This window comes from Halomonas sp. HNIBRBA4712 (assembly GCF_043558675.1).
Classification (GTDB): domain Bacteria; phylum Pseudomonadota; class Gammaproteobacteria; order Pseudomonadales; family Halomonadaceae; genus Vreelandella.
This window is the reverse complement of sequence record NZ_JBIFXR010000003.1, coordinates 459,424-484,188: the sequence shown is the minus strand read 5'-3', so window position 1 is coordinate 484,188 and position 24,765 is coordinate 459,424. Positions and strand designations below refer to the sequence as shown.

Here is a 24,765-nt window from a genome sequence, read left to right as displayed (position 1 = left end):
TCGAAGCCCGGGCACGCGATTAAACTCACGCGTGTTATTGGTGACCAGAATCAACCCTCTTGAACGAGCATGGCCGGCAATCATTTGATCATAGGGGCCGACGGGCGTACCCGCCTTGGCCAGTTCACTGCGTAGCTCTCCGCTGTGGTAGGCGGCGCTGGCGTCGTAGTCGAGCACCTCCAGCCGCGCGGTGAATCCCTCTATCACGCTCAAGTTCTTTTCGGGGAAAGCGGACTTCTCCGCGCCATACACCAGTTCCATTAGTGTCACGGTACTAATGCAAATCTGATCGCTGTGCTGGTTGAAGATCTCCCGGACATGAGCCGGTTTATGCTTGATAGTGAAAATACAGATGTTGGTGTCGAGCATGTACTTCAGCATTAAAAACTCTCACGTTCCTGCTCGGTGGTCTGCTCACGTTCACTCATGAAATCTGCCGTGACGCTTGGGCCGTCGAACCAGCTGTCCCATGCTTCTCCAGCGGGTGTAATTAGGCGCGCACGGCCCAACGCGATCACATCGACACGGGTCACGTTCTCGGGGAGTGCAACAGATTTAGGCATGCGTACCGCTTGGCTTCGATTGCTTTTGAATACCGCTGCTTTTTCCATGGCAATCTACCTCTCGATGCTGTCGTTACTTGCCCTATGCACGTGCATAATGTTTATAGTTTGATCCAATTTTGGGATATGTCAAAAGGATATACAAGATGCAAACCGTCAGAATCGACCTGGTCTCCGATGTTGCCTGCCCGTGGTGCGCTATTGGCTACCGCCGCCTGGAGCAGGCGCTGGAAACCCTGAAAAGCGAGATTGAGGTCGAGCTTCACTGGCAGCCCTTCGAGCTCAACCGCGACATGCCCCCGGAAGGCGAGCCGATTCTGGAGCACCTGTGCCGCAAGTACGGCAAGGATGCGGCGACGATGGAAGCGTCCCAGCGCGAGATTATGAAGGTAGCCGATGAGCTTGGCTTGAATTTTCGCGGTGCGCAGGAGCGCTGGGCGAACAATACCTTTGCGGCTCACCGGGTGCTGGCCTGGGCCGCCACGCAAAACCGGGAAACGCCGCTACAGCTAGCGCTGTTCGAAGCCTACTTCGGCGAGGCGAAGAACCCGGCAGACCCGCAGGTGCTGCGCGAGAAGGCGATCGACGTGGGGCTGGATGGCGACACTGCCGAGGCCATCGCCCGCTCGGATCAGTACACCGAAGAAGTGCGAGCGGCGCAGCAGCGGTTCATGGACGCCGGCGTGAATGCGGTGCCGGGGTTCATTCTCGACGGGCGCTACCTGATTCCCGGCGCCCAGCCCCCCGAGGTGCTGGTCGATGCGCTGCGCCAGGTGGCCGAGGAAAACGCTAGCGCCAATCCATAATGAGGATTATCACTAATGACGATGCATCATCCGCCGCATCCTGGTGAGTTGATTCGTGAGATATATCTGAAGCCTTTCGGCATCAGTTCTCGTCGATTGGCTTCCAATTTGGGCGTTGCGCCTTCCACCTTTTATCGGTTGCTCAAGGGCCAGCGCGGCATTAGCCCGGAAATGGCGCTGCGTCTTTCCAGGGTGCTTGGTCGCACGCCTGAAAGCTGGCTCGCGATGCAGGATATGTATGATCTGTGGGTAGCGCGCAGGACCGTCAACCTGGAGGGCATTCGCCCCTTGGACTTCGAGGCAGCGTAGTTAACAAGGGCGGCTAGTAGTGATAACGACAGGAGAGAATGGTCATACGACCTTCCTCCACGGCGTAAACCAGGCGATGGGTATCGTCGATTCACCGTGACCAGAACCCTGAGAAGTTTTCCTTCAGTGGTTCTGGCTTACCCATGCCCTCGAAAGGTGCGCGCTTCATATCGTTGATCAGCTTGTTGATTCGCTTTAGCGTTTTCTGGTCTTGAGCCTACCAATAGAGTTAGTCGCTCCATGCCTCATCCGCCCAGCAGAGTAAGCGATTACTCATCCGGCAGCTCTCTCGGCGTGGCTTGTCCCGCCTTGAATTGCGCAATGGAGCGGTTCAAGTGGTCGGCATTGGCTGGGGAGCGCAATAAGTGAACCGTTTCCATCAGGCTGTTGTAATAGTCCAGCGACATCACTACGGCGTCTTCGGCATCGCGGCGCGTGATGACGGTGGTATCGGCATCATTGACGACATTGTCCAGCACGGCTTTCAAGTCGTTTCTGGCTTCAGTGATAGAGACGATGCGCATAAGGCCTCCTCAGGGGCGTTTAAATAGCCAAGTCGACCGCCCCTTTATAGCATGTACGATTTACTGATCATGTTGTGCGAGCTCTCGTTCTCTACTTGCCAAAGGACAGGTGCTCGGGGAGGTTGAGCATAAAACGGCGAAGCGTCTATGCGCTTCGCCGTTGGCATCGTTACTCGCTAATGCCCAGCTTCTCCATGAACGCCCGAGCATGCACATCCACCGCCTTGAGGGCGTGGACGATCTGCTGGGGCGTCAGCTCATAAGCCAGGTTGTGGCTGGATTCGCCTTCTTTCAAAGCGGCTTCCGCCACGCGGTACAAGTCCTCTTCGCTGGCATCCTCTAGCTTGAGCGCCTTCAGCGTGATGGGCAGGCCCAGCGCTAAATAGAGCTCCAGATACTCTTCCAGCTCGGCTTGCGGCGTTTGGTCCAGAATCAGCTGGGCGACGGTGTTATAAGTAACTTTTTTTGCCGTGCAGAGTGTCCAATTTTTTTAGTGAATAGTACGAGTTGCAGCTAACCAGCTACTTCTAGAACTTTCTCCTCTTAAAATGATAGTTTTTTAACTAATTTTAATTACCAAAAATTATTGCAGCCAAAAAAGCTCCTAAAATACATAGGCCTCCAACTATCAAAAAACCAGGAGGAATAAAAGCTATAGCTGTAGCTATCGTTGCAAGAACCAATAATGAAATTATGAACACAATCATATATCAGGCCTTTATTTATTTTTTAATGGTGATAAAATGTCTTTTCCAGACTTTTCTAGGCTTTCTTTAAATCCAGATGAGCTAAAGGGCGCCCTCAGGAAAAAATAAAGAAGTCCGCATAATGGAGAAAGATATAGATAAATAAATATTTCTTCTACAAAAAGAAGTCTGATAGAGACTAGTGCAATAAAAAATAGAATTGCTACTCTGCTGATTTCTTTTAACCCAAAAAATACTACACCAGCAATGAAGGCACCTGCATAGTAAAATGTCTCGATAGCTCCTCCACCATATACAAGCGTTGTTATTAATGCAACAAAAAGAATAAAGTCAGACAGGAGTGAAATCAAAAATACTAAATTCAAGTCTTTTGGATAATAGAAAAGGCCTCGAAAGGCAATAAATAAAACGCTGAAAGCTGCAACTACGCTAACTATTGCTGAGGGTGCAATCCAAATAGCTTGTGCATTACCACCAAATCCCCAAAAAGCATCCCAAAATCCTGTATTGTACGAACGTTTCCAAAATGGCAAAAGGAAAGAATCGCGATCAATGCGTCTACAACTAATTATAAATGCTAGTGAAGATACTAGCATGGCTGTAATTAGTCTTAGCCACATGCTCCAAGGTGAGTTAATAGTAGTAGATAAGTATTTTACGAAATTTTTGTTCACTAGTTTTCATCTTTTGTATATATCTAAAAATCCATTAATATATTTCTATGTTAAGTTAGTAATAGGTGTATGTTTAGATTTTTATGGTAACGAATGATTTTTTTTGTTGTGTATTCATGTTTTTTTGTATCAAAAGGTATTGGCACGTTGAGAAAAATGGAAAAATGATTAAGAAATCACGATTTGAGGTGTTTGCTTTACTCTATATCTTCAATAAAGTAAATTTTTTTAATGATCAGTTAAATAACGGAGCGCTGGAGCGCTCCATTTTAATATTTTACTCGCTCAACCCCACCTTCTCCATGAACGCCCGAGCATGCACATCCACCGCCTTGAGGGCGTGGACGACCTGCTGCGGCGTTAGCTCGTAAGCCAGGTTGTGGCTAGATTCGCCTTCTTTCAAAGCGGCTTCCGCCACGCGGTACAAGTCCTCTTCGCTGGCGTCCTCTAGATTGAGCGCCTTCAGCGTGATGGGTAGGCCCAGCGCTAAATAGAGCTCCAGATACTCCTCAAGCTCGGCTTGCGGCGTTTGATCCAGAATCAGCTGGGCGACGGTGCCAAAGGCCACTTTCTCGCCGTGGGTCAGCTCGTGGATCTCGCCGTGCAGCGCCGTAAAGCCGTTGTGGATGGCGTGCGCCCCGGCCAAGCCACCGCTCTCGAAGCCCAGCCCGCTTAACAGCGTGTTGGCTTCCACTACCGCTTCGAACGAGGGCGTGACGATCTGCGCCTGGTTGGCTTGGTAGGCGAGCAGGGCGTGCTCGAAGAGGATCTCCTCGCACTTCTCGCCGATGGTCGCGCCCATGATCGTGGCCTTTCCGCCGGCCATGTTGTTGGCGTTGGCGCGAATGGCGGCGCGGGCCTCGACCCAGGTGGCCAGGGCGTCGGCGATGCCGGAGGCGAGAAAGCGCGGCGGCGCCTTGCAGATGATGCCGGTATCCACCAGTACCAGGTCCGGGTTTTTGCTGTAAAAGCGGTAGGATTCGAACTCGCCGTCGTCGCTGTAGATCACCGAAAGGGCGCTGGTCGGGGCATCGGTGGAGGCGGTGGTGGGCAGGATCGCGCAGGCGGCCTCGAGCTTTTCCGCCACGCCCTTGGCGGTGTCGATCGCCTTGCCGCCGCCAAAGCCGATCACTACCTCGGCCTTTTGCTTCTGGCCCAGTTCCACTAGCCGGTCGATCTCGCGGCTGGAGGCTTCGCCTTCGAACACCGCGCGCTCGAAGCGCACGCCTTCGCTTTCCAGGCTCTTGCTGAGCGCCTCACCGGCGATCTTCCACACCACGTCGTCGGCGATCAACAGCGCCGACTGCCCGAGGCTCGAGACGTAGTGGCCGGCGCGGTCGATCACGCCTTCGCCCTGCACGTAGCGGCCGGGGCTGATGAAGACTTTTTCGTTGGTAGCGGTCATGGCGATGGGCTCCTCGAATTCAAAGTGGGCCTGACCAGTGTAGACACGAAACGCCCCGCCGCGCCCGCAGCGGCGCGCCGAAATCGCCCCAACGTGAGAGGATATTGACCGGCGGCAATAAAACGCCCCGCGCGGGGCGGGGCGCCGTGGGCCGGGCGCGTCTACTTCAGGAAGTCGCGCAGCAGATCGCTTACCTGGTCGATGGCGAACACGCCGTCCAGGTGGCCCTGATTGCCCTTGAGGGCTTCCAGCGTTACCTCGTTGCCCGCCCGGCGGATCAGCGCCGCGGTGCGGCGCACGCCCTCGGCGGAGAAGACCTGGTCGTCTTCGCTATAGAGCATCAGCGTCGGCGCCTGAATGTTGGCGAGCCCCTCATCGGCGGGGCCGCCGCCGGCCTCGAACGTTTGGTTGGCGCGCACCAGATACAGCAGGTGGTTGGCATCGGCGGTTTGCGCGCGGGCGGCGGCCAACTCGTCCAGCGTCTGCTCGATCGCGTAGCGGGCATCCAGCTCTTGCGCCGGGTCGCGGTTCTCGTCCGCCCGCTCGCGGGTGAAAGTGCGGTTCGCCCAGCGCCAGTGGCTGGCGTTGAGCGTGATCAGTTTGAGCGCCGCCTTGAGCCCTTCGAGCGGGGGCTCGCCGTCGTAGTAGTCGCCTTCGTTCCAGTTCGCGTCCAGGCGAATCGGCGCCGCCCAGGTGCCGAGCATGGCCACCAGCCAGGGGTCGGCGGCGCCGCTGCCGATCACGGGAATCAAGCGCTCGACCCGCTCCGGGTAGACGCTCGCCCACTCGATCGCCTGCAGCGCGCCCATCGAAGGCCCCATCACCGCGTGTAGCGTTTCGATCCCTTGGTTTTCCAGCAGCGCGCGCTGCACCTCGACAAAATCGCGAATCGTGACCACGGGGAAATCCATGCCCCAGGGCTCGCCGGTTGCCGGGTTGGTCGTGGCCGGGCCGGTGGTGATCACATTCGGGTCCAACGCGTTGAGGTTGACCAGCGTATCGGAGGAGATAATGTAGAAGCGGTCGGTATCCAGCGGTTTGCCGGGGCCGATGATGGCGTCCCAGTAGCCCGCCAGCACGTCACTTTCCGCGTAGCGCCCGGCGGCGTGGCTGGTGCCGGAGAAAAAATGCGTGATCAGAATGGCGTTATCGCGCGCTTCGTTGAGCTCGCCGTAGGCTTCCCAGCCCACCTGAACGCTCGGAATCGTCTCGCCGCCCTGGGTGGTGAAGTTCTCGATCTCGAAGGTGTGCTTTTCGACCAGGCCATCGAAGGCCTGAAGGGGAGTCGCGGTCATCAGGCCAAGGCTCGCTATCATGAGGGTGTATCGGTACAGGCGCTGCATAGGAGTTCCTCGAAGGCGTTGTCGTTATTATGGAAGCGCGGTTGGCGGCTCTAGTCAGCATAGTCAGCAATAGCCGTTTTTAAACGGGGCGATTGCGTCGGTTGATCAGGGTGGTGCCATTTACTTGAAGGAGAGCAGTATGAGCAAGTATGCACAGGTTGCTTCAAAGGCAGCCGCTAAATGCCGAGCGGGCGCTCTGGCGAACGATGCCTGGGGCGAGTCTGCACAAGAGATCTTTCCCGATCAGGAAGCCAGTCGAAAAAAGGGGTGCCCCCGTTCTGCCTTTCTCGGACTCGTCGAGGAGGGCATGATCAGGGAGGTTGAGGCGGGCAAACATCTGCGCTCGAATGTCAATAAGCAGCACGCCCTGGACGCGGTAAAACTGTTAAAGGCGGAGCCGGGTTTGGCGCAGAGTCCGGCGCAACTTTGGCAACGAGTGATTTATCCAACACCTAAAAAATACAATCAACAAATGCACGTCGTTGTCGCCCTTTGGGAAAATGGCGATATCGTTTGAGTATAAATGTGGCTGCTATCAACTTTAGAGCACTGATCTAAAAGCGTGTAAACCATGAACCTTCTCTTTCTCGGCACCTCCGCCGGTACGCCCACCAAGCAGCGCAACTTCTCCGGGCTGGCGCTTCGCGAGCGCACCGGCAAGGGGTGGTATTTGATCGACTGCGGCGAGGCAACCCAGCATCAGCTATTGCATACGCCGCTGTCGCTTCATGGGCTGCGCGCGATTCTGATCACCCACGTGCACGGCGATCACTGCTATGGGCTGCCGGGGCTGCTGGCCAGCGCGTCGATGAACGGGCGCACGGCGCCGCTGACCATCGTTGCACCTCTGGGTATCCAAGCGTGGCTTGAGACAACTTTTTCGGCTACCGAGCTTGAACTGTCGTTTGCCCTCGAGTTCGTCGATGCAAGCACGCTGCCTCAGGTGGCCTTCGAGCAAGTGAAAGTCGAGACGTCTACGCTTTCACACCGGGTGCCGTGCTACGCCTACACGTTCACTGAGATCAACATTGCGGCCGACTTGGATACTGCCAAGCTTGAGCGCGATGGCATTCCCTGTGGAGCATTGTGGGGTCAGGTGAAGCAAGGCATTGATATCGAATTTGCCGGAAAGCGCTTGAGAAGCGGCGATTACTTGATTCAAAAGCACCCGCCTAGGAAGATCGTAATTGCAGGAGACAACGATCGTCCCGCGCTATTGGCGCAGGCGTGCACCGGTGCGCAGGTTCTGGTACATGAAGCTACTTATACTCAAGCGTTGGCCGAAAAAGCGAGCGAAGTAGGGCATAGCTACGCCAGTCTCGTTGGAGAGTTTGCCGAGGCGGCCGGCGTGCCCCATCTGGTGCTGACGCACTTTAGCCCGCGTTACCAGTTTCATCCTCAGGCATCGCCTTCCATCGAGGAAATTCGTCGCGAGGCCCAGAGCATCTATTCGGGCTCGCTGTATCTGGCGCGAGATTTTCTTGAATTTAGCTTGGATAAAGCGGGCTGTTTGGTCGCGATGACGAGTGAATAGGCTTTTGCCGCTTTTAATTACGGCACCGATCAGTCGCGGCAATAGCCTTCACCAGGTTGCACTACTAAGCACTCTTCTTTATCCAGTAGCCACTTCATGCCAGTGGCCTCGCTATCACCGGCGCGAAGCAGGTGTGAGCCGTCATTGCGGGTAAAGCTAATGCCTTCGTCCGTTGCTTGGCCTTCGAAGGTGCCGCTTTGATCGGCGTCCAGGCCGTACTGCATCTCCAGCAGATAATGGCCGGGACCAGCCGCGTCGTTCTGGCTAATATCCAGATACAAACCCTCTACCCCGGTCCATCGGCCAATCCACTGATCGGTTGCCATATCGGAATCAGCCGTAGGCGATGGGCCCGAGCCGCTGTCTTGACTGCAACCGCTCATGAAGATGAGAGCGCTTAGGGCAACGGCTCTTTTAAGCATGATAAGTTTGAACATCGCACGTATTACCGAAGGCCGGGGAAAGCGTTAGCGCCTCTGCGCTCGTTATGAAAAGCGTAGCAATAGCTCGCACGTTACGCAGATGGTGTTACATCCTGATGCCAGCTCTCCTTGGTGCTGTTCGCCCCCAATGCCTACCGAGAGCGCTTGAAGGGAGAGCCGCCCAGATTCCAACCTCCCATCGAGTATCAGTATTTCGTTGGCATGGCTTTCAAGTTGAATGCCATCGGTAAAGCAGGTGTTGATGAGGCTGCCAATTCCCAATATCTGCGCAGATGGTATCTCATGACGCTTGGCAATGGAGGTTATCGCCTCATGGATGTCCTGATTAGGACGCAGCGTCAATAATATTGCGTTAGCTTTCGAAGAAGTGCTGTCATTCGTGTTCGCATAAGGAGCGAAAAGAGAAAACCGAGTTTCTTCATCCGGCGTTACGACTAAGTGAGCGCCTTCGATCGCGATACAAGATGCCGTAACGTCAGTGGCTAATAGTGAATCAGGTGCCAAGAGGTGGCCTGCCATTATAGGCTCTCTGCCATGTTGCCATATCCCGTGACAGTGCAGGAAAGGTTCGCCGTCGCGTAGGCCCACGTGAGCGCCTGCGGTAAGTATCCTGGCAGGTGACGATAAACGATAGGTGTCGCTATACCATGCAGCATGTGCGCCGCTAGGATCATTACCTGGCATTACGAAGTGCAGGCTTTCCATGGCGGCGTCGTTTATCGTCAAATAGGCGGCTGTAATGCCATATTTCTCAAGCGCGTGAACGATAGCATCGTGCAGCGTTTGGCCGCCTTCAAGGGTGATGTCTCGCTCTTTTGTATAGCAACGCTGAGCTTGATAACGGTGCCGGGCTGGGGTGCCCGGGTGGTGAATGGCGCCAGCCTTTGTCGAGCGGTTGGATAGTGGGATCATGTGATCTCCTTTAGCTCGCCGCGCTCGATGAGCGTTTCTCGAATGAGTTTTTTCGTTATTTTTCCGTAAGCCGTCTTGGGCATTTCGCTCCAGATAACGTAGCTTTTAGGCACTTTATAGCGCGCCACGCGTTCGCTGAGCCATGCATTCAACGAAGATATTTCGACGTGCTGATCTGGGTAAAAGACACACACGGCCATGCCAACTTCGCCCCACACGGGGTCCGGTACGCCCAGCACGGCAGTTTCGGAAACGGCGGGGTGGCTAAGTAGCTTTTCTTCTATTTCCCGAGGGTAAATGTTTGAGCCGCCCGAGATATACATATCGGACACCCGCCCTGTCAGATAAACGAATCCTTCATCATCCATATGGCCCAGGTCGCCGGTTAAAAACCAGCCGTTTCGAAAGCTCTTTTGGTTGGCCTCATCATTATTATAATACCCAGCAAATACCGCTGGGCCGATAACGGCAATCTCTCCTGTTTCGCCCGCAGAAACTTCGACGCCGTTACTATCTTGAATCTGTACTTGGATGCCGGTACGCGCGAAGCCACAGGTACCTATTTTCATGTGGCTGTCGTCGATGTGATGAAAGGCCGGTGGAAGCACCGTGATGTTGCCCGTCACTTCTCCCAGGCCGAAATACTGAACGAGAACGGGCCCCAGCGTTTCCAGTGCCTTTACTTGATCCGACCGGTACATGGGGGCGCCTGCGTAGATGAGATAGCGCAAAGAGGCGTGGTCGTACTGATTGACACTGGGGTGCTCGATGAGCATTTTGACGATGGTAGGAACGGTAAAAAGGTTGGTCACTTTCCACTGCTCTACGAGCTGCCAGATGGTCGCAGGATCAAATTTTTCCTCGGCTGGGAGGATGGTCTTGACCCCGTGAGCCACTTGAGCGAGCTGATGAACGCCAGCGCCATGGGACAGCGGGGCAACCACAATCGATGCATCCTCAGGGCCGGTTCCCGGCATTAAATCGCAAAGGTGATTGGTGATCACGAAGGCCATTTGGCCATGGGTTAAAACGGCTGCTTTGGGGCGCCCTGTGGTACCCGACGTAAAGAAGAACCAAGCGGGGTCATCGCGCTCGACGTCGGCTGCTGCCAGGTTTTGACCTGAGTAGCGTGTGATCAGCGTTTCGTAATCGATGGCGAAATCACTTTTTCCAATCGAAACGGTTATCTCGACAGAGTCGCAAGCGGCGGCATGCTGTGGAAAGCTGGCGCCGCATAGCAAGGCTCTGGCTCCAGAAGAGCTTGCAAGATAGGCCACTTCGTCCGGCGACTGGCGGTAGTTGGTCGGCACCCAGACGGCGCCGATTCGCCAGCACGCAAACATCGCTTCGAACATCTGGTTACAGTTGGAGGATTGAACCAGCAAACGATCCCCTTTCTTAAGGCCCAATTCGTGGCTTAGCGCATACGCAAATGCCCGAGATCGCTCCTCCATCTCTTTCCATGTCCAGGTGATATCACCCCATACGAAGCCAATCTCATCGGAAAGACGGCGCGAACTCTCTGTCAGCAAGTGAGAAAGGTTCATGACCCGAGTGGAAATGGGTAGCGCGCTAGTGTGTACATGCTGGCTCATTTGACGCGCTCCAGAATGGATACGTAGTTGGCGACCGCCGCTCCACCCATGTTAAAGACACCTGCCAGGCTCGCGTTCGGAATCTGCATTTGATCGGCTTCTCCCATTAGCTGCATGGCGGTCATAACGTGCATGGACACGCCGGTAGCGCCAATCGGATGGCCTTTTGACTTGAGCCCGCCTGAGGGGTTGATGGGCAAGGCGCCGTCTTTTTGCGTAAGTCCTTCTTGGACGACACGGTAACCTTCGCCTTTTGGCGCAAGCCCCATAGCTTCGTATTCCAGTAGCTCAGCGATGGTGAAACAGTCGTGTGTTTCCACGAGAGATAGGTCCATGATGCCTAGCTCGGCGCTGGTGAGAGCTTTTTGCCACGCCATGGAAGCCCCCCGGAACTCCAGCACGTCGCGTCTGGAAAGCGCCATAAGGTCGTTGGCCTGTGTGCGGGCGCGAAAAGCAATGGCACGCTTTAAGTGAGAAGCGGTTTCGGCATCGGCAACGATCAAAGCGGCTGCGCCATCAGAAATGAGAGAGCAGTCGGTACGGCGCAGGGGGCCAGCAACGATGGGGTTGCGATCTGAAACCGTGGCGCAGAAGTCGACGCCGATATCCTTACGCATTTGCGCATAGGGGTTGAATACACCGTTGGCGTGGTTTTTCGCAGCAATCATGGCGAGCTCATGCGAACGATCCCCATATGTCTGGAAATAGCGTTCGGCAATCTTGCCAAACACACCCGCAAAGCCTCCGGCGATATCGGCTTCCTCACGATGGTAGCTGGCACTTAGCAGGATGTTGCCAACCTCAGCGTTTGGCGTTGCCGACATTTTTTCAGCGCCGACCACAAGGGCGATTTTCCCACGGCCCGACTCGATGAAATCGAGCGCACCATGTAGCGCTGCGCTTCCGGTGGCACATGCATTCTCATAACGTGTGGCGGGGGTGTGTGCAAAACGCTCGTCACCCATGCCCACAAGCGCTGCTTGGAAATCCTGAGCAGAGAACCCGTTGTTGTAAACGCCTACGAAAATACCGTCTATGTCTTTGTGATCCACACCAGCGTGGCAGAGCGCCTCTTGAACCACGCCTTGCATAAGCGCTTCGGTATCGGGTTCGGGTAATTTGCCAAAAGGGGAGTGGGCCCAGCCGACGATATGTGCCTTTGTCATTGTTTGCTCCTGGCGAGGGGGGCGGAGGGTTTTTGATGCCTTGAAAATTCTGCGGCTAAGAGACGTTCGATCGCTAAGGCCTCTTCTTGTAATTTGGGCACCAGCGTTTGCGATCTGCGAGGTTCTTGCATCCGGCTTTCAATTGCCGCTAACGAAAGCGAGCCTGCTAATACGCCGTCCGGCCAGTGCAAGGCGATGCCGATGCCCCAGGAGTCGCTAAATACCAGCCCGGGGTTAATGGCAAATCCTCGCTCTCTGGTTTGGTTAACCAGCGCAGACAAATAGGTTGGTATTAGCTGAGGGTAATGCTCTTCGAGGTGCGTGCGCTGGGCTTCGAGAATGTGGGCAATTTCATCGTCGGGTAGGGCGGCCAGCATGGCGAGGGAGCCAGCCCCTACGCCTAAAGGGTGATAGGCGCCTTGCTGAAGCGCATGGGTACGAATGGGGTAAGCGCCATCTTCGCGATAAAGGCACAGCGAAAAGTGGCCGCGACGAATAGAGAGGCAGGCAGCGTCTTCGGTCAACTGCGCTAACCGCGCGACGTTGCACGTCGCTAAGCGCATCAAGTTGTGATGTTCGGATGCTCGATGGCCCAGCAAATAGGCTTCTGGGCCTAAATGATAATAATGATTGGCGGGAGACTGCTCTACCATGCCTGCATTGATCAGTGCCAGCAGTAGACGCCTTGCAGTGGGCTTGTTCAAGCCACAGTGCTCTGTCAAATCGGCAAGCGAACTACCTCCGGTCTGGCGTGCAATTCGGCTCAACAGGCCAAGTGCACGATCCACGCTTTGCGCGCCGGCGGTACTACTTTCCGCTACCAGGATTTTATGTTCCATATTATGGACCGTTTTTGCTCAGTAATTTTTATATTGAGCTAGTTTTGATAGGTGCTTTGGATAGCTTATAGATAGGTACTTTGACTTTTAAGGCTTGCTTTGGCAAATTTTTATTGCAGACTACATAAAAAAGGGTCCATATTGTGGATCATAACAATGAAATGCTTCAGCACGGACACGCGAAGAGGAATACAACACAATGAAACAACACACCTTTCTAAAATCCATCTGCGTTACCTCAGCTACTGTAGGCTTGGTGTTTTCTGCTTCGGTATCGGCCGAAACGTTAAGGCTTTCGCATAACACCGGCGACAGCACAACGTGGCATGAAGCGGCAGAGCTGTTTAATGAGCTGTTGAATGAGGCGTCGGGGGGGGAGCTATCGGTGCGTACCTTCCCTAACTCGCAGCTTGCAGGTGGCGATCAGATGCGCCAATTCGAAATGGTGGGCAGAGGGGCTATCGACCTGGTCATGACGTCGGCCATTAACGTTACTCCATTAATTCCTGAGATGGCTGTTTTTTCATTACCTTATCTTTACGACGGCTATGATCAGGTAGATGCCACCATGAACGGTGAGCCTGTTACGTTGCTCGAAGACATCATGGACGAAAGAGGCGTTAAGGTACTGGCGTGGGGAGAAAGTGGATTTCGAGAATTAACTAATAGTAAACGACCGATTCGCAGCCCTGAGGATATGCGCGGCCTCAATATGCGTGTGGCAGGTCCTATGTATGTTGATGTCATGAATGCACTGGGCGCCAACCCCCAGCAAATGCAATGGGTCGAAACCATTTCGGCGCTCCAGCAAGGCGTCGTTGATGGGCAAGAGAACGGCATCGGAGCGGTCATCATCCCCCAGCGTATCTATGAGGTGCAAGACTATATAACACTATGGCACTACTCCTATGACCCCATCTTTTTAGGTATCTCCAAACAGCGCTGGGAGAGTTTCGACGCTGAGACCCAAGAGATGATCCAGCAGGCAGCGGACGAAGCCATGGCGCACCAATTGGCAATTACACGAGAAAATACCGCCGATGGTATTGATTTTCTGCGCGAGCAAGGTATGGAAATCACCGAGCTGACCCAAGACGAAATCGATGTCTTTAGGCAAGCAACGGCACCTGCCTTCGATATGTGGGCAGAAAAAGTGGGCCCTGAGATTGTCTCTACGTTTGTCGAAACGATAGAAAGTTCCAAACAGTAATCACTGATACCGTTCCTATGAAAAACTCTGGCTGGCGTTAGTCAGGGTTTTTTTATATCAGTACAGGGCCAATAAAAATGAGATTCTTAATTGATGAGTTTGAAAAAATAATATGTACTGCGCTCTTTCTGAGCATGGCGCTGCTTGGCTTTGCCAACGTTGTTGTACGCTATGGCACTAACTTCTCACTTGCAGCGACAGAAGAGCTTCTCACCAATGGTTTTTTAATACTGACTATATTTGGGGCAGCGGTTGCTGCAAGAAGGGGCGAGCACTTAGCTGTAACGGTTATTTATAATGCTTTGCCAAGTCAAGCCAGAGCGATTGTGTTCATGCTGTCTGTTGTTTTGTCGCTCATGTTACTAGGTATGTCGGCCTACTTCTCTTGGGAAGTGTTGACCAATCAGTTTGCTAGCGGTACCCGCTCTTACGGACTTGGGGTTCCTGCTTGGTACTACCATGCTGCCGTTCCTTTCGGCTTTGCTTTAATTGCCATTAGACTTCTACAGCGTTCGTGGAAAGAGATGCAAGGCAAAGTGGAACCCTCCAGTGGAGGCATCGATGTTTGATATTTTCGATTCGCTCTCGTCCGGTTCCCAGATGATTCTGGTCTTTTTTCTGCTGCTGTTCTTAAGAGTGCCCGTTGCGTTTTCTCTGGGGCTATCGGCTATTTACGCTATGTGGCATATGGGATTTGGCTTGGACCTCGCAGGCGACCTCATTGCAACGGGTATTACTAAGTTCTCACTGCTGGCGATTCCCTTTTTTATTCTAGCAGGCACGTTGATGGGCAGGCTTGGTATTGCTGATCGTATGATCCGCTTTTTTAGAGTACTGGTAGGCGGACTGCCGGGCGGTATGGGAGTAGTCGGAACCGTCGTATGCCTCTTTTGGGGGGCGGTTAGTGGGTCGGGGCCCGCATCGGTGGCCGCCATTGGCCCTATGATCATTAAGGGTATGGAAGAAGATGGTTACCGTAAGTCTTATGCCGCAGGCCTTGTCTGTACCGGGGCTGCTCTATCGATCGTTATTCCTCCCTCCATTGGCCTGGTGATTTACGGCGTTATTGCTGAAACCTCTATATCGAAGCTCTTTTTGGCCGCCATCATCCCCGGCTTGATGATGGGTGGGTTAATGATGCTGACTCTGCCCTGGGGCCGTGTCAAAAAATCACCGCTTGGTGATGTGGGTAAGCCATCTGTACTTTCGATGGGCGATAACCCTTATGCTCAGTCGGCTTATGCGACAAGGCTATGGGCCTCTTTCAAGGATTCCTTTTGGGGATTACTTACGCCGGTGGTTATTTTGGGGGGTATATATGCTGGCGTTTTTACTCCCACAGAAGCCGCCTTGGTCGCCACGGTTTATGCGCTACTGGTGGGGGCCATCATTTACAAGACATTGAACATCAAAAAACTGTACGAGGCGGTTAGCGATGCGGCGGCATCGTCCGCTGTCGTCATGCTGGTCGTTGCCTATGCCAGCTTGTTTGGCTGGGTCGTCACGGTGGATGATCTAGTGGGTACTTACTCCTCTCTGTTGTTAGGCATGAGTGACAATGAGTGGGTTATTTTGCTCGTCATCATGCTGATTCTGCTGATTATTGGTATGTTCATGGATGCGGTGACAGTCATGTTCATTTCATTACCGGTTTTTCTGCCAATAGTCCATCAACTGGGCTGGGATCCTGTTTGGTTTGGCGTCCTGGTAATGATCAATTTGTCCATTGGACTGATCACACCTCCCGTTGGCATCAACCTCTACGTTGCTGCAAATGTAACCGGGCTTTCGATTGAAAAAATAGCGCGAGGGACCTTGATCTGTGTTGGCGCTTGCTTGGTAGGGCTCGTCTTGGTGGCATTTTTTCCGCAAATATCCATGGTGTTGATCGGCGAATAATAATGTAAGGAGCGTATTAGATGACCGCTAATAAGGTTGCAGTTGTAACGGGTGGCGCGAGAGGAATTGGGCTGGCCGCTGTCGATATTTTTCTGTCGAAAGGGTATGACGTTGTCGTGGTTGATATGAGCTACGAGGTTGCCAACGATCTGGCCCAAGCACGCAGCGGCGTTCTGCCCATTGAGTGTGATGTTTCCGACCCTGATGCTGTCAGCGCGGTGGCGGAGACCATCGCGCGCCAATACGGCCGCGTCGATGCGCTCGTCAATAATGCCGGCATCGCGTCGCTTCACCCGATACAGGAGACGGATTTCCACACTTGGAAAAAAATAATGTCGGTGAATCTGGATGGCGCGTTTCTCGTCACTCAGGCCCTTACGCCGCTAATGAAAGAGGTGGCCGGGGCGGTCGTGAATGTCGCGTCCATCGCTGGCCTGCGTGCCAGCACACTTCGAACCGCATACGGCACATCCAAAGCTGCCGTCATTCATTTGACCAAGCAGCAAGCAATGGAGCTGGGCGCGTACGGTATAAGAGCCAACTGCGTAGCGCCAGGCCCCGTTGAGACGGAGCTCTTAGCGAAGCTAGTCGAAGCCGCGCCCGAAATGAAAGCAAGTTATCTTGAAACCATCCCCCTCAATCGATTTGGCCAGGAAAAGGAAATCGCCGAGGTAATTGCGTTTTTGTGCTCTTCGGAAGCAGGGTACGTAACGGGACAGACGATTGCGGTCGATGGTGGTTTTCAAGCCGCCGGGGTTGGGCTCACCGCATTAAGAAGTGCCCAATAAGCCTGTAGTCATGAGCGCAAGCGTTTGGAATCTCCCGCTTGCGCTATTCATCTTCATAGCTTGTTAGAAAAAAGCTAGCGCCCTTTAAACGGACTAAACCCGTTGGCCTGACGCATCATCAGGCGCTTGGCCAGCGGTAGCCGTTCGGCCAAGTGCAGGCTGAAGTCGCCCAGTTGACGCAGCGGTTTGGCGCCGGTGAAGAGATGATGGAAACCGTCGGTGGCGGCGATCATCGCCTGGTTGGCCAGGCGGCGCTGCCATTCGTAGCGGGAAAGTGCGGTGGGGTCGCCGGCGTCGACATGCTTGAGAATTTGTTCGGCCAGGGTGTCGGCGTCGTGCAGGCCGATGTTCAGCCCCTGGCCCGCCAGCGGGTGCACCACGTGGGCGGCGTCGCCCATCAGCGCCAGGCGTTTGGCGGTGTAGCTGCGGGCGTGCTGGCGCTTGATCGGGAAGCTCGCCCGGGCGACCACGCGGGTAATGCCGCCCAGCCGCTTGGGGAACGCGGCTTCGATTGCGTGGATCAGCGCGTCGTCGTCCAGCGCTTCGCGCGCGCGGGTCGCGTCCGGGGTGTCGTACCACACAAGCGACGCGCGGTGGCCGGGTAGCGGCAGCATCGCTAGCGGCCCGTGGGGCGTGAAGCACTGCCAGCTCACGTCCTGCTGGGGACGTTCGGTTTCGACGTTGATGATCATCGCGCGCTGACGGTAGTCGTGGGTGGCAATGTCGATACCGGCAAGCTCTCGGAGCTTCGAGTTCGCGCCGTCGGCGCCGACCACCAGTTCGGCGCTCAGGGTCTGGCCGTTATCGAGCTCCACGGTGCGCGCCTGGCCGCTGGCGAAGGTCGCCACCAGCGTGGTATCGGTGTAGAGCGTCACGCTCGGCAGGCTCTTCAGGCGCTGCCAGAGCGCGTGTTGAAGGGCGGCGTTCTCGATGAACAGGCCAAAGCGCTCCATGTCGCTATCCCGAGCAGAAAAGAGGCTGTGCCCGGTGCCTTCCTGGTTACACACCTCGATATGGCGAAACGAGGCGGTGCGCTCCAGCGGCAGCTGGGTGGCGCTTGCGTCGATGAAATCGAGCGAGCGTTGGTTGAGCGAGGAAATACGCAGATCAAAATCGCCCTCCGGCGCCGTCGGCGGCTGGTCGCGCTCGATTAGCGCCACGCGCCGCCCGCTCTTGCCCAGTCGCGCAGCCAGTGCGGCGCCGACCATGCCGCCGCCAATGATGATGATGTCGTGATCCCGCTGCATGTCAGGCTCCTTTGTCCGCCGGGGCAGGGCACGTTATATGCTCGCCCGATGTCTTACAGTAACGTTGAAATGTTAACCGGTTTCTCGAGGTGCGTATTGACGCAGATACAACGTCACAACGAAGTAGAGGCCGCAGGCGAAGAGTTGGCGGCGTTCATTACGGCTCATCCGCGGCTTTTCATCATTACCGGCGCCGGGGTCAGCACCGATAGCGGCATTCCCGATTACCGCGATGCCCAGGGGCAGTGGAAGCGCTCACCGCCGGTGCAGCACGGCGATTTCATGGGAAGCGGCCAGGTACGCCAGCGCTACTGGGCCCGCGCGCTGATCGGCTTCAAGGCGCTGGGTAGCGCCCAGGCGGGCGGTGCCCACCGGGTGCTGGCCGAGCTCGAGGCGCGTGGGCTGGTCGAAATGCTGGTGACCCAGAACGTCGACCGGCTGCACCAGCGCGCGGGATCGAAACGGGTAGTCGATCTGCACGGGCGCGCCGATACGGTGAGCTGCATGAGCTGCGGCTACTCGATGATGCGCTACGCCATGCACGCGGAGATGGCGAAGATGAACCCGCGCTTCGCCGCGCTCGATGCCGCCCACGCGCCGGACGGCGACGCGGATCTGGAAACCGACTTCTCGAGCTTTCGTGTTCTTGATTGCCCGCGCTGCGGCGGCGTGATGAAGCCGGACGTGGTGTATTACGGCGACGTAGTGCCCCGTGCGCGACGGCTCGAAGCCGAAGCGGCGCTGGCGCGCTCAAGCGCGGTGCTGGCGGTGGGAACCTCCTTGATGGTGTTCTCGGGCTACCGTTTCTGCCGCGAGGCCCACGCCCGCGGCCTGCCGGTGGCGTCGCTGTCGCTGGGCGTCACCCGCGCCGATCACCTGCTTACCCACCAGTGGCGCGCGCCGCTCACCCCGGTGCTCGCTCATGCCCTCGAGTGCCTGGATTGATTCGCCTAGCGCGCTTTGGAAACCCAGGGGTTGCCAGTCACCCAGAGCCGCCAGGGCGCGTCGCGATCTAAAGGCTCGGCGTAGTCGATCCCCACGCGCGGGCCGCTCGAAACGTGTTCCGGCGCCGTACCTTGAACGACCCATAGCCGGTGCGCGCGGGTCATGTCCTCGCCATAAAGCGCGCGGTCGATCGAAAGCGCCCGGGTGAGTTTGCCCGGGCCGTTGCAAAGTTCGCGGTTTCGCGCCACGCGAGCCCGGCGCATCGCGTCCTCGTTGACGCAGGGCTCGACGGCGCGGACCAGCACCGCGCAGGGGTTGCCTTCGGGCTGGGTGACGATGTTCAAGAGCGAATGCATGCCGTACACCAGATAGACGTAGGCGTGGCCGGGCGGGCCGAACATCGCCTCGGTACGCGGAGTTCGGCGTCGGTGAGCGTGGCAGGCGGAGTCGGTGGCGCCCCGGTAGGCCTCGGTTTCGACGATGGTCGCGGCAATCAGCTCGCCGTTCACGCGCCGCACCAGCTGGCAGCCCAATAGCGCTCGTGCCACGTCCAGGGTGTCGCGGTCGTAAAAATCGCGGGGCAGAGGCGCTTGGAGAGAAGCGGGCAGGGCGGAGTCAAAAGCGGTCATGGTTTCGCCATTATCCTGAGTCAGGTGCTAGGGTATTAGCCAGCACTCATTATTGAAAGTGGAGGCCTTCGTGCTGAGATTCGAACACGACTATACGCAGCTGCCGGAGCCGCTCTGGCGTGCCTGCGAACCGGCAGGAGTCGAGGCGCCGGCGCTGATCGCCTTCAACGAAGCGCTGGCCGCAAAACTCGGCGCACAGGACGTACCCGACGACGACACCCTGGCGCGCTGGTTCAGCGGAAACGAAATACCCGACGGCGCCTACCCCATTGCACTGGGTTATGCGGGCCACCAGTTCGGCAACTTCGTGCCGCAGCTCGGCGATGGTCGCGCGCTGTTGCTGGGCGAGGTGGTGGACGCCCAAGGCCAGCGCTTCGATATTCAGCTCAAGGGCAGCGGGCGCACGCCGTTTTCCCGCGGCGGCGATGGCCGCTCGCCGCTCGGGCCGGTGCTGCGCGAGTATCTGGTCAGTGAGTTCATGGCCGCCGCGGGTGTGCCCACCACGCGGGCGTTGGCGGCGGTGGCATCAAACGAGCGCGTGGTGCGCCAGCTGCCGGAGCCCGGCGCGGTCTTTACTCGCGTGGCGTCGAGCCACGTGCGCGTGGGCACCTTCCAGTTCGCCGCCCGCCACGGCGAAGAGACCACCCGGGCGCTGGCGGACTACGTCATCGCCCGCCACTACCCCGAGGCGCGCAAGCAAGACGACCCCTATCTCGCGCTTCTGGCTTGCGTGACCCGTCGCCAGGCGGAGCTGGTGGCGCGCTGGATGAGCCTGGGCTTCATCCACGGCGTGATGAATACCGACAACACCAGCATCAGCGGCGAGACCATCGACTACGGCCCCTGCGCCTTCATGGAGCAGTTCGACCCGCGCAAGGTGTTCAGCTCGATCGACGAAGGCGGGCGCTACGCTTTCTCGAACCAGCCGGCGGTGGCGCAGTGGAACCTGGCGCGCTTCGCCGAGACACTGTTGCCGCTGATGAACGTCCAGGGCGACGAGGGCGTGGAGCGTGCGGTCGAGGTGATTCGCGGTTTCGAGGAGCATTTCGAGCAGACTCGCCAGGCGCTTCGCATCGCCAAGCTGGGCCTTGCCGAACAGGCCGGTGAGACCGCCGACATGCTGATGGAGGAGCTCGAAACCCTGATGCACAAGGGGCGCATGGACATGACCGCGACGTTCGATGCGCTGACCCACTACGCCATCGACTTTGACGAAACAAGGCGCGATGCGCTGCTGGCACTGACCCAAACCCCCGACGCGCTGAACGATTGGCTTACGCGCTGGGGTGAAAGCGAGCTGGCCGAGAGCGGCGCGCGGCACGCCGCCATGCGCCGCGCCAATCCGGTGATCATCCCGCGCAATCACCGGGTGAAGGAGGCCATCGACGCCGCCTACGAAGGCGACTTTACGCCGTTTCATACGCTGTTGGCGGTAGTCAGCGCGCCCTTCAATGAGTCCACCGAGGCGCGCCGGCTGGCTGCCCCCGCGACTCAAAGCGAGCGGGTACTGCGCACCTTCTGCGGCACCTGATGACAGGCGGGCCATGATATACTGTGATTTTCTACAGTTCATAGCCTTCGCTTTTTAGAGTTCAGGATCAGGAGCCCGTGCGCAAGATCATTCACTGCGATTGCGACTGCTTCTATGCGGCGGTCGAGATGCGCGACAACCCGGCGCTCAGGGACATTCCCATTGCCATCGGCGGGAGCGTCGAGCAGCGCGGGGTGGTCGCTACCTGCAACTACCCGGCCCGCGAATACGGCATTCACTCGGCGATGCCCATGGCCCAGGCACTCAAGCGCTGCCCGCACCTGACCCTCGTACGCGGCGACATGCCAAAGTACAAAGAGGTCGCCCGCCAGGTCTTCGCCATCTACCGCGATTTGACCGAGCTGATCGAGCCGCTGTCGCTCGACGAGGCGTTTCTGGACGTTTCCGACGTGACGCGGTTCAAGGGCAGCGCCACGCTGATGGCCCAGGCCATTCGCGAGCGCGTAAGCCGCGAGGTCGGCATTACCGTCTCCGCCGGGGTCGCGCCGAACAAGTTTCTGGCCAAGATCGCCAGCGACTGGAACAAGCCCGACGGCCTTTGCGTCATCGCGCCGAACGATGTCGAACGCTTCGTCGAGGCGCTTCCGGTCAAGAAGATTCACGGCGTGGGCCCGCGCACTGCCGAGAAGATGGCGAGTCTGGATATCCACACCTGCCTCGATCTGCGTGCCCGCCCGCTGGCCGAGCTGGTCGAACACTTCGGCCGCTTCGGCAAGCGCCTGCATGAGCTAAGCCGGGGGCATGACGAGCGCCCGGTCAAGACCCATCGCGAGCGCAAGTCGATCAGCACCGAGCAGACCTACTCACGGGACCTGCCGACCCTCGAGGCGTGCCGGCAGGAGCTGCCCGAGCTTTTGAGCGATCTCGAGCGGCGCTACGCCCGGCTCGACCCGCCGCCGGCGGTTAAGGGCTTGATGGTGAAGGTGAAGTTCAACGACTTCACCCAAACCACCGTCGAGCACGCCGACCCGGCGCCGAACCTGGCGCAGTTCGAAACACTCCTGAACGTGGGCTGGGCGCGCGGCGAGCGCCCGGTGCGGCTTCTGGGGGTGGGCTACCGGCTGGCGGACGGCGCCCCGGATACCCAGCTTTCGCTGTTCTAATGCCGGGCGCTGGCACCAGGCTTGCATTGACGCCAGCGCCGGCAGCGATTAAAACGAGTGTATGAACGCCGGCGGCCACAGGGTCGCACCGGCCTTTTTTGCCCCTTGATGCTCGAGCCTCTAATGACCGACTCCCGCCCTTCGATGGTTTTCGCTCACGCCAACGGTTTTACCGGCGCAAGCTACCGCACGCTGCTCGCGCCGCTTTCCGCGCAGTTCGATCTGCGTCCCATCGACCGCGTCGGGCACCATCCGCGCTATCCGGTGAACCGCAACTGGGCGAACCTGGTCGATGAGCTTCTTCACTACCTTCCCGCGAACGAAAAGGTGCTCGGCGTGGGGCATTCGCTCGGTGGCACGCTCATGGCCATGGCGGCGCTGCGCGATCCCGCGCGCTTTCTGGGGGTGATCATGCTCGACCCACCCTTGATGCTCGGCATCGACGCCTGGGCGATGAAGGCGGCCAAGCGCTTTGGTTTCGTCGACCGCATCACGCCGGCGGGCAAGACCCGAGGGCGGCGCAGCGTCTGGCCCAGCCGTGAGGCGATGAGCGAGTCGCTACAGCGCCGCGGCATCTTCAGCGGCTTTACCCCGGAGGCGCTCAACGACTATGTTGAAACAGGTACCCGGCTACGCGACGACGGCCAGGCGGAGCTCGTGTTCGAGCCGAGTGTGGAGGTAGCGATCTTTCGCAACCTGCCGGATCACCTCTCATCCAGGCTCAAGCGCTTCAAGGTGCCGGTGGAGATCGTTGCCGGGGCGCGCTCGGATCTTCTGACCGAGGCGCGTATCGCGCGCTTGAAGCGCAAGGGGCTCGCCGTCAGCCGCGTGCCGGGCGGGCACATGTTCCCGATGGAGCACCCGGAGGAGACCCGCGCGGCGATCCTTGCCGCCTGGCAGCGGCTGGCCCCGCGCGACTTGTGAACGAGGAGACACGCCATGTATCTATCCGTACAGCTGAGCTACTACCCGCTGACCGACGACTTCAAACCGGTGGTCAAGGAGGTGGTCAAGCGCCTGGAGGCGACCGGCCTCGAGGTGCACGCCAACCGCATGAGTACTCAGGTATTCGGCGAGTTCGACGCGGTGATGAGTGCGCTGAGTGAGGTGATGAAGTGGTCCTTCGAGACCCACGGTAAGGCGGTGTTCACCGCCAACTTTCTGGAAGGGGATCGCCGGCCGCGCGACCAGGGGTAAACCAAAACGCCGCCTCGAAGGCGGCGTTTTGACGTTCAAGGCGCGATCAGGTGAGCGACTCGAGGCAGGACTCGATGATGTCGAGGCCTTCGTTGAGCACCGCGTCGTCGATGGTGACCGGCATCAAAAATCGGATGGTGTTGGCGTACATGCCGCAGGAGAGCAGGATCAGCCCCTCTTCGCGGGCCTTCTTGCAAAGTGCGCCGGCCAGGTCCGGGTTCGGCGCGCGTTCGCTCTTGCCCTTATTGGTGACCAGTTCGAAGGCGGCCATCGCGCCCATGTTGCGGGCGTTATCGACGCAGTCGAACTTCTCCTGCCACTGGCCAAAGCGCTGGGCCAGCTTGTCGCCGAGTGCCTGGCTCTTCTCGAGAATGTTCTCTTGCTCGAACACCTCCAGCACGGCGAGTGCGGCGGCGCAGGCGGTGGGGCTGCCGGTGTAGGTGCCGCCGAGCGAGTTGGGGCCAGAAGAGTCCATGATCTTGTCGGTGCCCACGATCGCCGAGATCGGCATGCCGTCGGCCATGCTCTTGGCCATGGTCATGATGTCCGGCTCGACGCCGCTGTGCTCGATGGCGAAGAGCTTGCCGGTACGGCCAAAGCCGGACTGCACTTCGTCGACGATCATGAGAATCCCGAGCTCGTCGCAGATATCGCGCACCCGTTTCAAGAACGAGGCGGGGGCGGGGTAGAAGCCGCCTTCACCCAGCACCGGTTCGAGCACGATGGCGGCGGTGTTGGTCGGGCCCGCGTCGGTTTTCAGCGCCATCATCAGGCCACGAATCGCCTCGTCTTCACTGATGCCGTGGTAGGGCACCGGGTAGGGCGCGCGAAAGACGGTGCCGGGCATCGGGCCGAAATCGGTCTGGTAGGGCGCGACCTTGCCGTTCATCGCCATGGTGTAGAAGGTACGGCCATGATAGCCGCCGTCGAAGCAGATGATGTTGGGGCGCTTGGTGGCGGCGCGGGCGATCTTGACCGCGTTTTCGAGCGCTTCGGCGCCGGAGTTGGCCAGCATCACCTTGGCGTGGCCGCGCACCGGCACCACCTGGCTGAGCTTCTCGGCCACTCTCACGTAGCCTTCGTAAGGCATGACGGTCTGGCAGGTGTGCATGACCTTGTCGAGCTGCTCCTTGACCGCAGCGACCACTTTCGGATGGCGGTGGCCGATATTGAGCACACCGATACCGCCGGCAAAATCGATGAAGCGGTTGCCATCGGCGTCCCAGATCTCGGCGTTTTCAGCACGGGCGGCGAAGGCGGTGGCGGGGCTTGCCGCGCCATCGGCAACGTATTTCTTTTTTAGCGCGTTGAGCTCGGCATTACTCGTCATGGCAGGTTCCTCAAACGTTGGGCGAAAATAGCGAACGTTGAGTCA

28 protein-coding genes and 1 pseudogene are annotated in these 24,765 nt (G+C 57.6%); 13 read left to right on the top strand and 16 right to left on the bottom strand.

The window, feature by feature from the left end:
• Nucleotides 1–381 (bottom strand): tRNA(fMet)-specific endonuclease VapC (gene vapC / locus ACGK9R_RS09455; protein ID WP_394580547.1); only part of this gene is annotated, 381 nt, incomplete at its 3' end.
• A complete protein-coding gene (vapB, locus tag ACGK9R_RS09450) occupies nt 381–611 on the bottom strand; it encodes a type II toxin-antitoxin system VapB family antitoxin (protein ID WP_394580545.1) in 231 nt (76 codons plus the stop codon). The genes vapC and vapB, both read right to left, overlap by 1 nt.
• Nucleotides 612–709: 98 nt before the next feature.
• Between vapB and ACGK9R_RS09445 the strand changes: the two genes are divergently transcribed.
• Nucleotides 710–1,369, top strand: a complete 660-nt coding sequence (locus ACGK9R_RS09445) for a DsbA family oxidoreductase (RefSeq protein ID WP_394580543.1) — start codon at nt 710–712, stop codon at nt 1,367–1,369.
• Between the two features lie 15 nt (nt 1,370–1,384).
• The gene (locus ACGK9R_RS09440) at nt 1,385–1,678 is read left to right on the top strand and encodes a HigA family addiction module antitoxin (RefSeq protein ID WP_394580541.1); all 294 of its coding nucleotides are present in this window, start codon (nt 1,385–1,387) and stop codon (nt 1,676–1,678) included.
• A 13-nt stretch (nt 1,679–1,691) separates the two neighbouring features.
• Here ACGK9R_RS09440 and ACGK9R_RS09435 read toward each other — a convergent pair.
• The 6 genes and pseudogenes from ACGK9R_RS09435 to ACGK9R_RS09410 all read right to left on the bottom strand — a co-directional run bounded on the left by ACGK9R_RS09435 (nt 1,692) and on the right by ACGK9R_RS09410 (nt 6,304).
• Nucleotides 1,692–1,955, bottom strand: a pseudogene (locus tag ACGK9R_RS09435) (Txe/YoeB family addiction module toxin).
• Nucleotides 1,948–2,202 carry a type II toxin-antitoxin system Phd/YefM family antitoxin gene (locus ACGK9R_RS09430; RefSeq protein ID WP_394580539.1) on the bottom strand — a complete coding sequence of 85 codons (255 nt, stop codon included), beginning with the start codon at nt 2,200–2,202 and terminating at the stop codon, nt 1,948–1,950. Before ACGK9R_RS09430 ends, ACGK9R_RS09435 begins: the two are co-directional and overlap by 8 nt.
• 169 nt (nt 2,203–2,371) lie before the next feature.
• Entirely contained in the window at nt 2,372–2,512 is a 141-nt protein-coding gene (locus ACGK9R_RS09425; RefSeq protein ID WP_394580537.1) for a hypothetical protein, read from the bottom strand.
• 408 nt (nt 2,513–2,920) lie between these two features.
• Entirely contained in the window at nt 2,921–3,583 is a 663-nt protein-coding gene (locus ACGK9R_RS09420; RefSeq protein WP_394580535.1) for a hypothetical protein, read from the bottom strand.
• A gap of 277 nt (nt 3,584–3,860) precedes the next feature.
• Nucleotides 3,861–4,988 (bottom strand): glycerol dehydrogenase, encoded by a 1,128-nt coding sequence (locus tag ACGK9R_RS09415; protein WP_394580534.1) that lies wholly within the window; start codon nt 4,986–4,988, stop codon nt 3,861–3,863.
• A 161-nt stretch (nt 4,989–5,149) separates the two neighbouring features.
• Nucleotides 5,150–6,304 carry a homoserine O-acetyltransferase gene (locus tag ACGK9R_RS09410; RefSeq protein WP_394580560.1) on the bottom strand — a complete coding sequence of 385 codons (1,155 nt, stop codon included), beginning with the start codon at nt 6,302–6,304 and terminating at the stop codon, nt 5,150–5,152.
• Nucleotides 6,305–6,470: 166 nt separating this feature from the next.
• Here ACGK9R_RS09410 and ACGK9R_RS09405 point away from each other — a divergent pair, with 166 nt between their 5' ends.
• Both ACGK9R_RS09405 and ACGK9R_RS09400 read left to right on the top strand, forming a co-directional pair.
• Nucleotides 6,471–6,848, top strand: a complete 378-nt coding sequence (locus tag ACGK9R_RS09405; RefSeq protein WP_394580532.1) for a DUF6979 family protein — start codon at nt 6,471–6,473, stop codon at nt 6,846–6,848.
• Nucleotides 6,849–6,902: 54 nt separating this feature from the next.
• Nucleotides 6,903–7,865: a ribonuclease Z gene (locus ACGK9R_RS09400; protein ID WP_394580530.1), complete on the top strand. Its 963-nt coding sequence runs from the start codon at nt 6,903–6,905 to the stop codon at nt 7,863–7,865.
• A gap of 29 nt (nt 7,866–7,894) precedes the next feature.
• On the opposite strand, the gene ACGK9R_RS09395 is transcribed toward ACGK9R_RS09400, so the two are convergent.
• The 5 genes from ACGK9R_RS09395 to ACGK9R_RS09375 form a co-directional block, all read right to left on the bottom strand.
• Complete coding sequence (locus ACGK9R_RS09395; RefSeq protein ID WP_394580529.1) at nt 7,895–8,191, bottom strand: hypothetical protein; 297 nt, start codon at nt 8,189–8,191, stop codon at nt 7,895–7,897.
• A gap of 159 nt (nt 8,192–8,350) precedes the next feature.
• Nucleotides 8,351–9,220, bottom strand: a complete 870-nt coding sequence (locus ACGK9R_RS09390; RefSeq protein ID WP_394580527.1) for a PCC domain-containing protein — start codon at nt 9,218–9,220, stop codon at nt 8,351–8,353.
• Entirely contained in the window at nt 9,217–10,815 is a 1,599-nt protein-coding gene (locus ACGK9R_RS09385) for an acyl-CoA synthetase (RefSeq protein ID WP_394580526.1), read from the bottom strand. The genes ACGK9R_RS09390 and ACGK9R_RS09385 overlap by 4 nt, the downstream gene beginning before the upstream one ends.
• Entirely contained in the window at nt 10,812–11,981 is a 1,170-nt protein-coding gene (locus ACGK9R_RS09380; RefSeq protein ID WP_394580524.1) for an acetyl-CoA acetyltransferase, read from the bottom strand. The genes ACGK9R_RS09385 and ACGK9R_RS09380 overlap by 4 nt, the downstream gene beginning before the upstream one ends.
• Nucleotides 11,978–12,820: an IclR family transcriptional regulator gene (locus tag ACGK9R_RS09375; RefSeq protein WP_394580522.1), complete on the bottom strand. Its 843-nt coding sequence runs from the start codon at nt 12,818–12,820 to the stop codon at nt 11,978–11,980. Before ACGK9R_RS09375 ends, ACGK9R_RS09380 begins: the two co-directional genes overlap by 4 nt.
• 199 nt (nt 12,821–13,019) lie before the next feature.
• Between ACGK9R_RS09375 and ACGK9R_RS09370 the strand changes: the two genes are divergently transcribed.
• The 4 genes from ACGK9R_RS09370 (at nt 13,020) to ACGK9R_RS09355 (ending at nt 16,717) form a co-directional block, all read left to right on the top strand.
• Nucleotides 13,020–14,030, top strand: coding sequence for a DctP family TRAP transporter solute-binding subunit (locus ACGK9R_RS09370; protein ID WP_394580520.1), 1,011 nt, complete (start codon nt 13,020–13,022; stop codon nt 14,028–14,030).
• Nucleotides 14,031–14,107: 77 nt separating this feature from the next.
• Nucleotides 14,108–14,599, top strand: coding sequence for a TRAP transporter small permease (locus ACGK9R_RS09365; protein ID WP_394580518.1), 492 nt, complete (start codon nt 14,108–14,110; stop codon nt 14,597–14,599).
• Nucleotides 14,592–15,929: a TRAP transporter large permease gene (locus ACGK9R_RS09360; RefSeq protein WP_394580516.1), complete on the top strand. Its 1,338-nt coding sequence runs from the start codon at nt 14,592–14,594 to the stop codon at nt 15,927–15,929. The genes ACGK9R_RS09365 and ACGK9R_RS09360 overlap by 8 nt, the downstream gene beginning before the upstream one ends.
• 20 nt (nt 15,930–15,949) lie before the next feature.
• Nucleotides 15,950–16,717, top strand: coding sequence for an SDR family NAD(P)-dependent oxidoreductase (locus ACGK9R_RS09355; RefSeq protein ID WP_394580514.1), 768 nt, complete (start codon nt 15,950–15,952; stop codon nt 16,715–16,717).
• Between the two features lie 74 nt (nt 16,718–16,791).
• On the opposite strand, the gene ACGK9R_RS09350 is transcribed toward ACGK9R_RS09355, so the two are convergent.
• A complete protein-coding gene (locus tag ACGK9R_RS09350; protein ID WP_394580512.1) occupies nt 16,792–17,964 on the bottom strand; it encodes a UbiH/UbiF/VisC/COQ6 family ubiquinone biosynthesis hydroxylase in 1,173 nt (390 codons plus the stop codon).
• A gap of 96 nt (nt 17,965–18,060) precedes the next feature.
• Here ACGK9R_RS09350 and ACGK9R_RS09345 point away from each other — a divergent pair, with 96 nt between their 5' ends.
• Nucleotides 18,061–18,909 carry an NAD-dependent protein deacetylase gene (locus ACGK9R_RS09345; RefSeq protein ID WP_394580510.1) on the top strand — a complete coding sequence of 283 codons (849 nt, stop codon included), beginning with the start codon at nt 18,061–18,063 and terminating at the stop codon, nt 18,907–18,909.
• A 5-nt stretch (nt 18,910–18,914) separates the two neighbouring features.
• Here ACGK9R_RS09345 and ACGK9R_RS09340 read toward each other — a convergent pair whose 3' ends face one another.
• Nucleotides 18,915–19,538, bottom strand: coding sequence for a DNA-3-methyladenine glycosylase (locus ACGK9R_RS09340; protein WP_394580508.1), 624 nt, complete (start codon nt 19,536–19,538; stop codon nt 18,915–18,917).
• Between the two features lie 70 nt (nt 19,539–19,608).
• Here ACGK9R_RS09340 and ACGK9R_RS09335 point away from each other — a divergent pair, with 70 nt between their 5' ends.
• From ACGK9R_RS09335 to ACGK9R_RS09320, 4 genes are all read left to right on the top strand, one after another.
• Complete coding sequence (locus ACGK9R_RS09335; RefSeq protein ID WP_394580506.1) at nt 19,609–21,069, top strand: YdiU family protein; 1,461 nt, start codon at nt 19,609–19,611, stop codon at nt 21,067–21,069.
• Nucleotides 21,070–21,146: 77 nt separating this feature from the next.
• The gene (gene dinB, locus ACGK9R_RS09330; protein ID WP_394580504.1) at nt 21,147–22,193 is read left to right on the top strand and encodes a DNA polymerase IV; all 1,047 of its coding nucleotides are present in this window, start codon (nt 21,147–21,149) and stop codon (nt 22,191–22,193) included.
• A gap of 123 nt (nt 22,194–22,316) precedes the next feature.
• Nucleotides 22,317–23,117 (top strand): alpha/beta fold hydrolase, encoded by an 801-nt coding sequence (locus ACGK9R_RS09325; RefSeq protein WP_394580502.1) that lies wholly within the window; start codon nt 22,317–22,319, stop codon nt 23,115–23,117.
• Nucleotides 23,118–23,132: 15 nt separating this feature from the next.
• A complete protein-coding gene (locus ACGK9R_RS09320) occupies nt 23,133–23,390 on the top strand; it encodes a YkoF family thiamine/hydroxymethylpyrimidine-binding protein (protein WP_394580500.1) in 258 nt (85 codons plus the stop codon).
• Between the two features lie 46 nt (nt 23,391–23,436).
• Here ACGK9R_RS09320 and gabT read toward each other — a convergent pair whose 3' ends face one another.
• Complete coding sequence (gene gabT / locus ACGK9R_RS09315) at nt 23,437–24,720, bottom strand: 4-aminobutyrate--2-oxoglutarate transaminase (RefSeq protein WP_394580498.1); 1,284 nt, start codon at nt 24,718–24,720, stop codon at nt 23,437–23,439.
• Between the last annotated feature and the right edge of the window lie 45 nt (nt 24,721–24,765).

Coding starts and splice junctions, on each gene's coding strand:
- vapB (WP_394580545.1), bottom strand. CDS start 611: ATGGAAAAAGCAGCGGTATTCAAAAGCAATCGAAGCCAAGCGGTACGC.
- ACGK9R_RS09445 (WP_394580543.1), top strand. CDS start 710: ATGCAAACCGTCAGAATCGACCTGGTCTCCGATGTTGCCTGCCCGTGG.
- ACGK9R_RS09440 (WP_394580541.1), top strand. CDS start 1,385: ATGACGATGCATCATCCGCCGCATCCTGGTGAGTTGATTCGTGAGATA.
- ACGK9R_RS09430 (WP_394580539.1), bottom strand. CDS start 2,202: ATGCGCATCGTCTCTATCACTGAAGCCAGAAACGACTTGAAAGCCGTG.
- ACGK9R_RS09415 (WP_394580534.1), bottom strand. CDS start 4,988: ATGACCGCTACCAACGAAAAAGTCTTCATCAGCCCCGGCCGCTACGTG.
- ACGK9R_RS09410 (WP_394580560.1), bottom strand. CDS start 6,304: ATGATAGCGAGCCTTGGCCTGATGACCGCGACTCCCCTTCAGGCCTTC.
- ACGK9R_RS09405 (WP_394580532.1), top strand. CDS start 6,471: ATGAGCAAGTATGCACAGGTTGCTTCAAAGGCAGCCGCTAAATGCCGA.
- ACGK9R_RS09400 (WP_394580530.1), top strand. CDS start 6,903: ATGAACCTTCTCTTTCTCGGCACCTCCGCCGGTACGCCCACCAAGCAG.
- ACGK9R_RS09395 (WP_394580529.1), bottom strand. CDS start 8,191: ATGGCAACCGATCAGTGGATTGGCCGATGGACCGGGGTAGAGGGTTTG.
- ACGK9R_RS09390 (WP_394580527.1), bottom strand. CDS start 9,220: ATGATCCCACTATCCAACCGCTCGACAAAGGCTGGCGCCATTCACCAC.
- ACGK9R_RS09385 (WP_394580526.1), bottom strand. CDS start 10,815: ATGAGCCAGCATGTACACACTAGCGCGCTACCCATTTCCACTCGGGTC.
- ACGK9R_RS09380 (WP_394580524.1), bottom strand. CDS start 11,981: ATGACAAAGGCACATATCGTCGGCTGGGCCCACTCCCCTTTTGGCAAA.
- ACGK9R_RS09375 (WP_394580522.1), bottom strand. CDS start 12,820: ATGGAACATAAAATCCTGGTAGCGGAAAGTAGTACCGCCGGCGCGCAA.
- ACGK9R_RS09370 (WP_394580520.1), top strand. CDS start 13,020: ATGAAACAACACACCTTTCTAAAATCCATCTGCGTTACCTCAGCTACT.
- ACGK9R_RS09365 (WP_394580518.1), top strand. CDS start 14,108: ATGAGATTCTTAATTGATGAGTTTGAAAAAATAATATGTACTGCGCTC.
- ACGK9R_RS09360 (WP_394580516.1), top strand. CDS start 14,592: ATGTTTGATATTTTCGATTCGCTCTCGTCCGGTTCCCAGATGATTCTG.
- ACGK9R_RS09355 (WP_394580514.1), top strand. CDS start 15,950: ATGACCGCTAATAAGGTTGCAGTTGTAACGGGTGGCGCGAGAGGAATT.
- ACGK9R_RS09350 (WP_394580512.1), bottom strand. CDS start 17,964: ATGCAGCGGGATCACGACATCATCATCATTGGCGGCGGCATGGTCGGC.
- ACGK9R_RS09340 (WP_394580508.1), bottom strand. CDS start 19,538: ATGACCGCTTTTGACTCCGCCCTGCCCGCTTCTCTCCAAGCGCCTCTG.
- ACGK9R_RS09325 (WP_394580502.1), top strand. CDS start 22,317: ATGACCGACTCCCGCCCTTCGATGGTTTTCGCTCACGCCAACGGTTTT.
- ACGK9R_RS09320 (WP_394580500.1), top strand. CDS start 23,133: ATGTATCTATCCGTACAGCTGAGCTACTACCCGCTGACCGACGACTTC.
- gabT (WP_394580498.1), bottom strand. CDS start 24,720: ATGACGAGTAATGCCGAGCTCAACGCGCTAAAAAAGAAATACGTTGCC.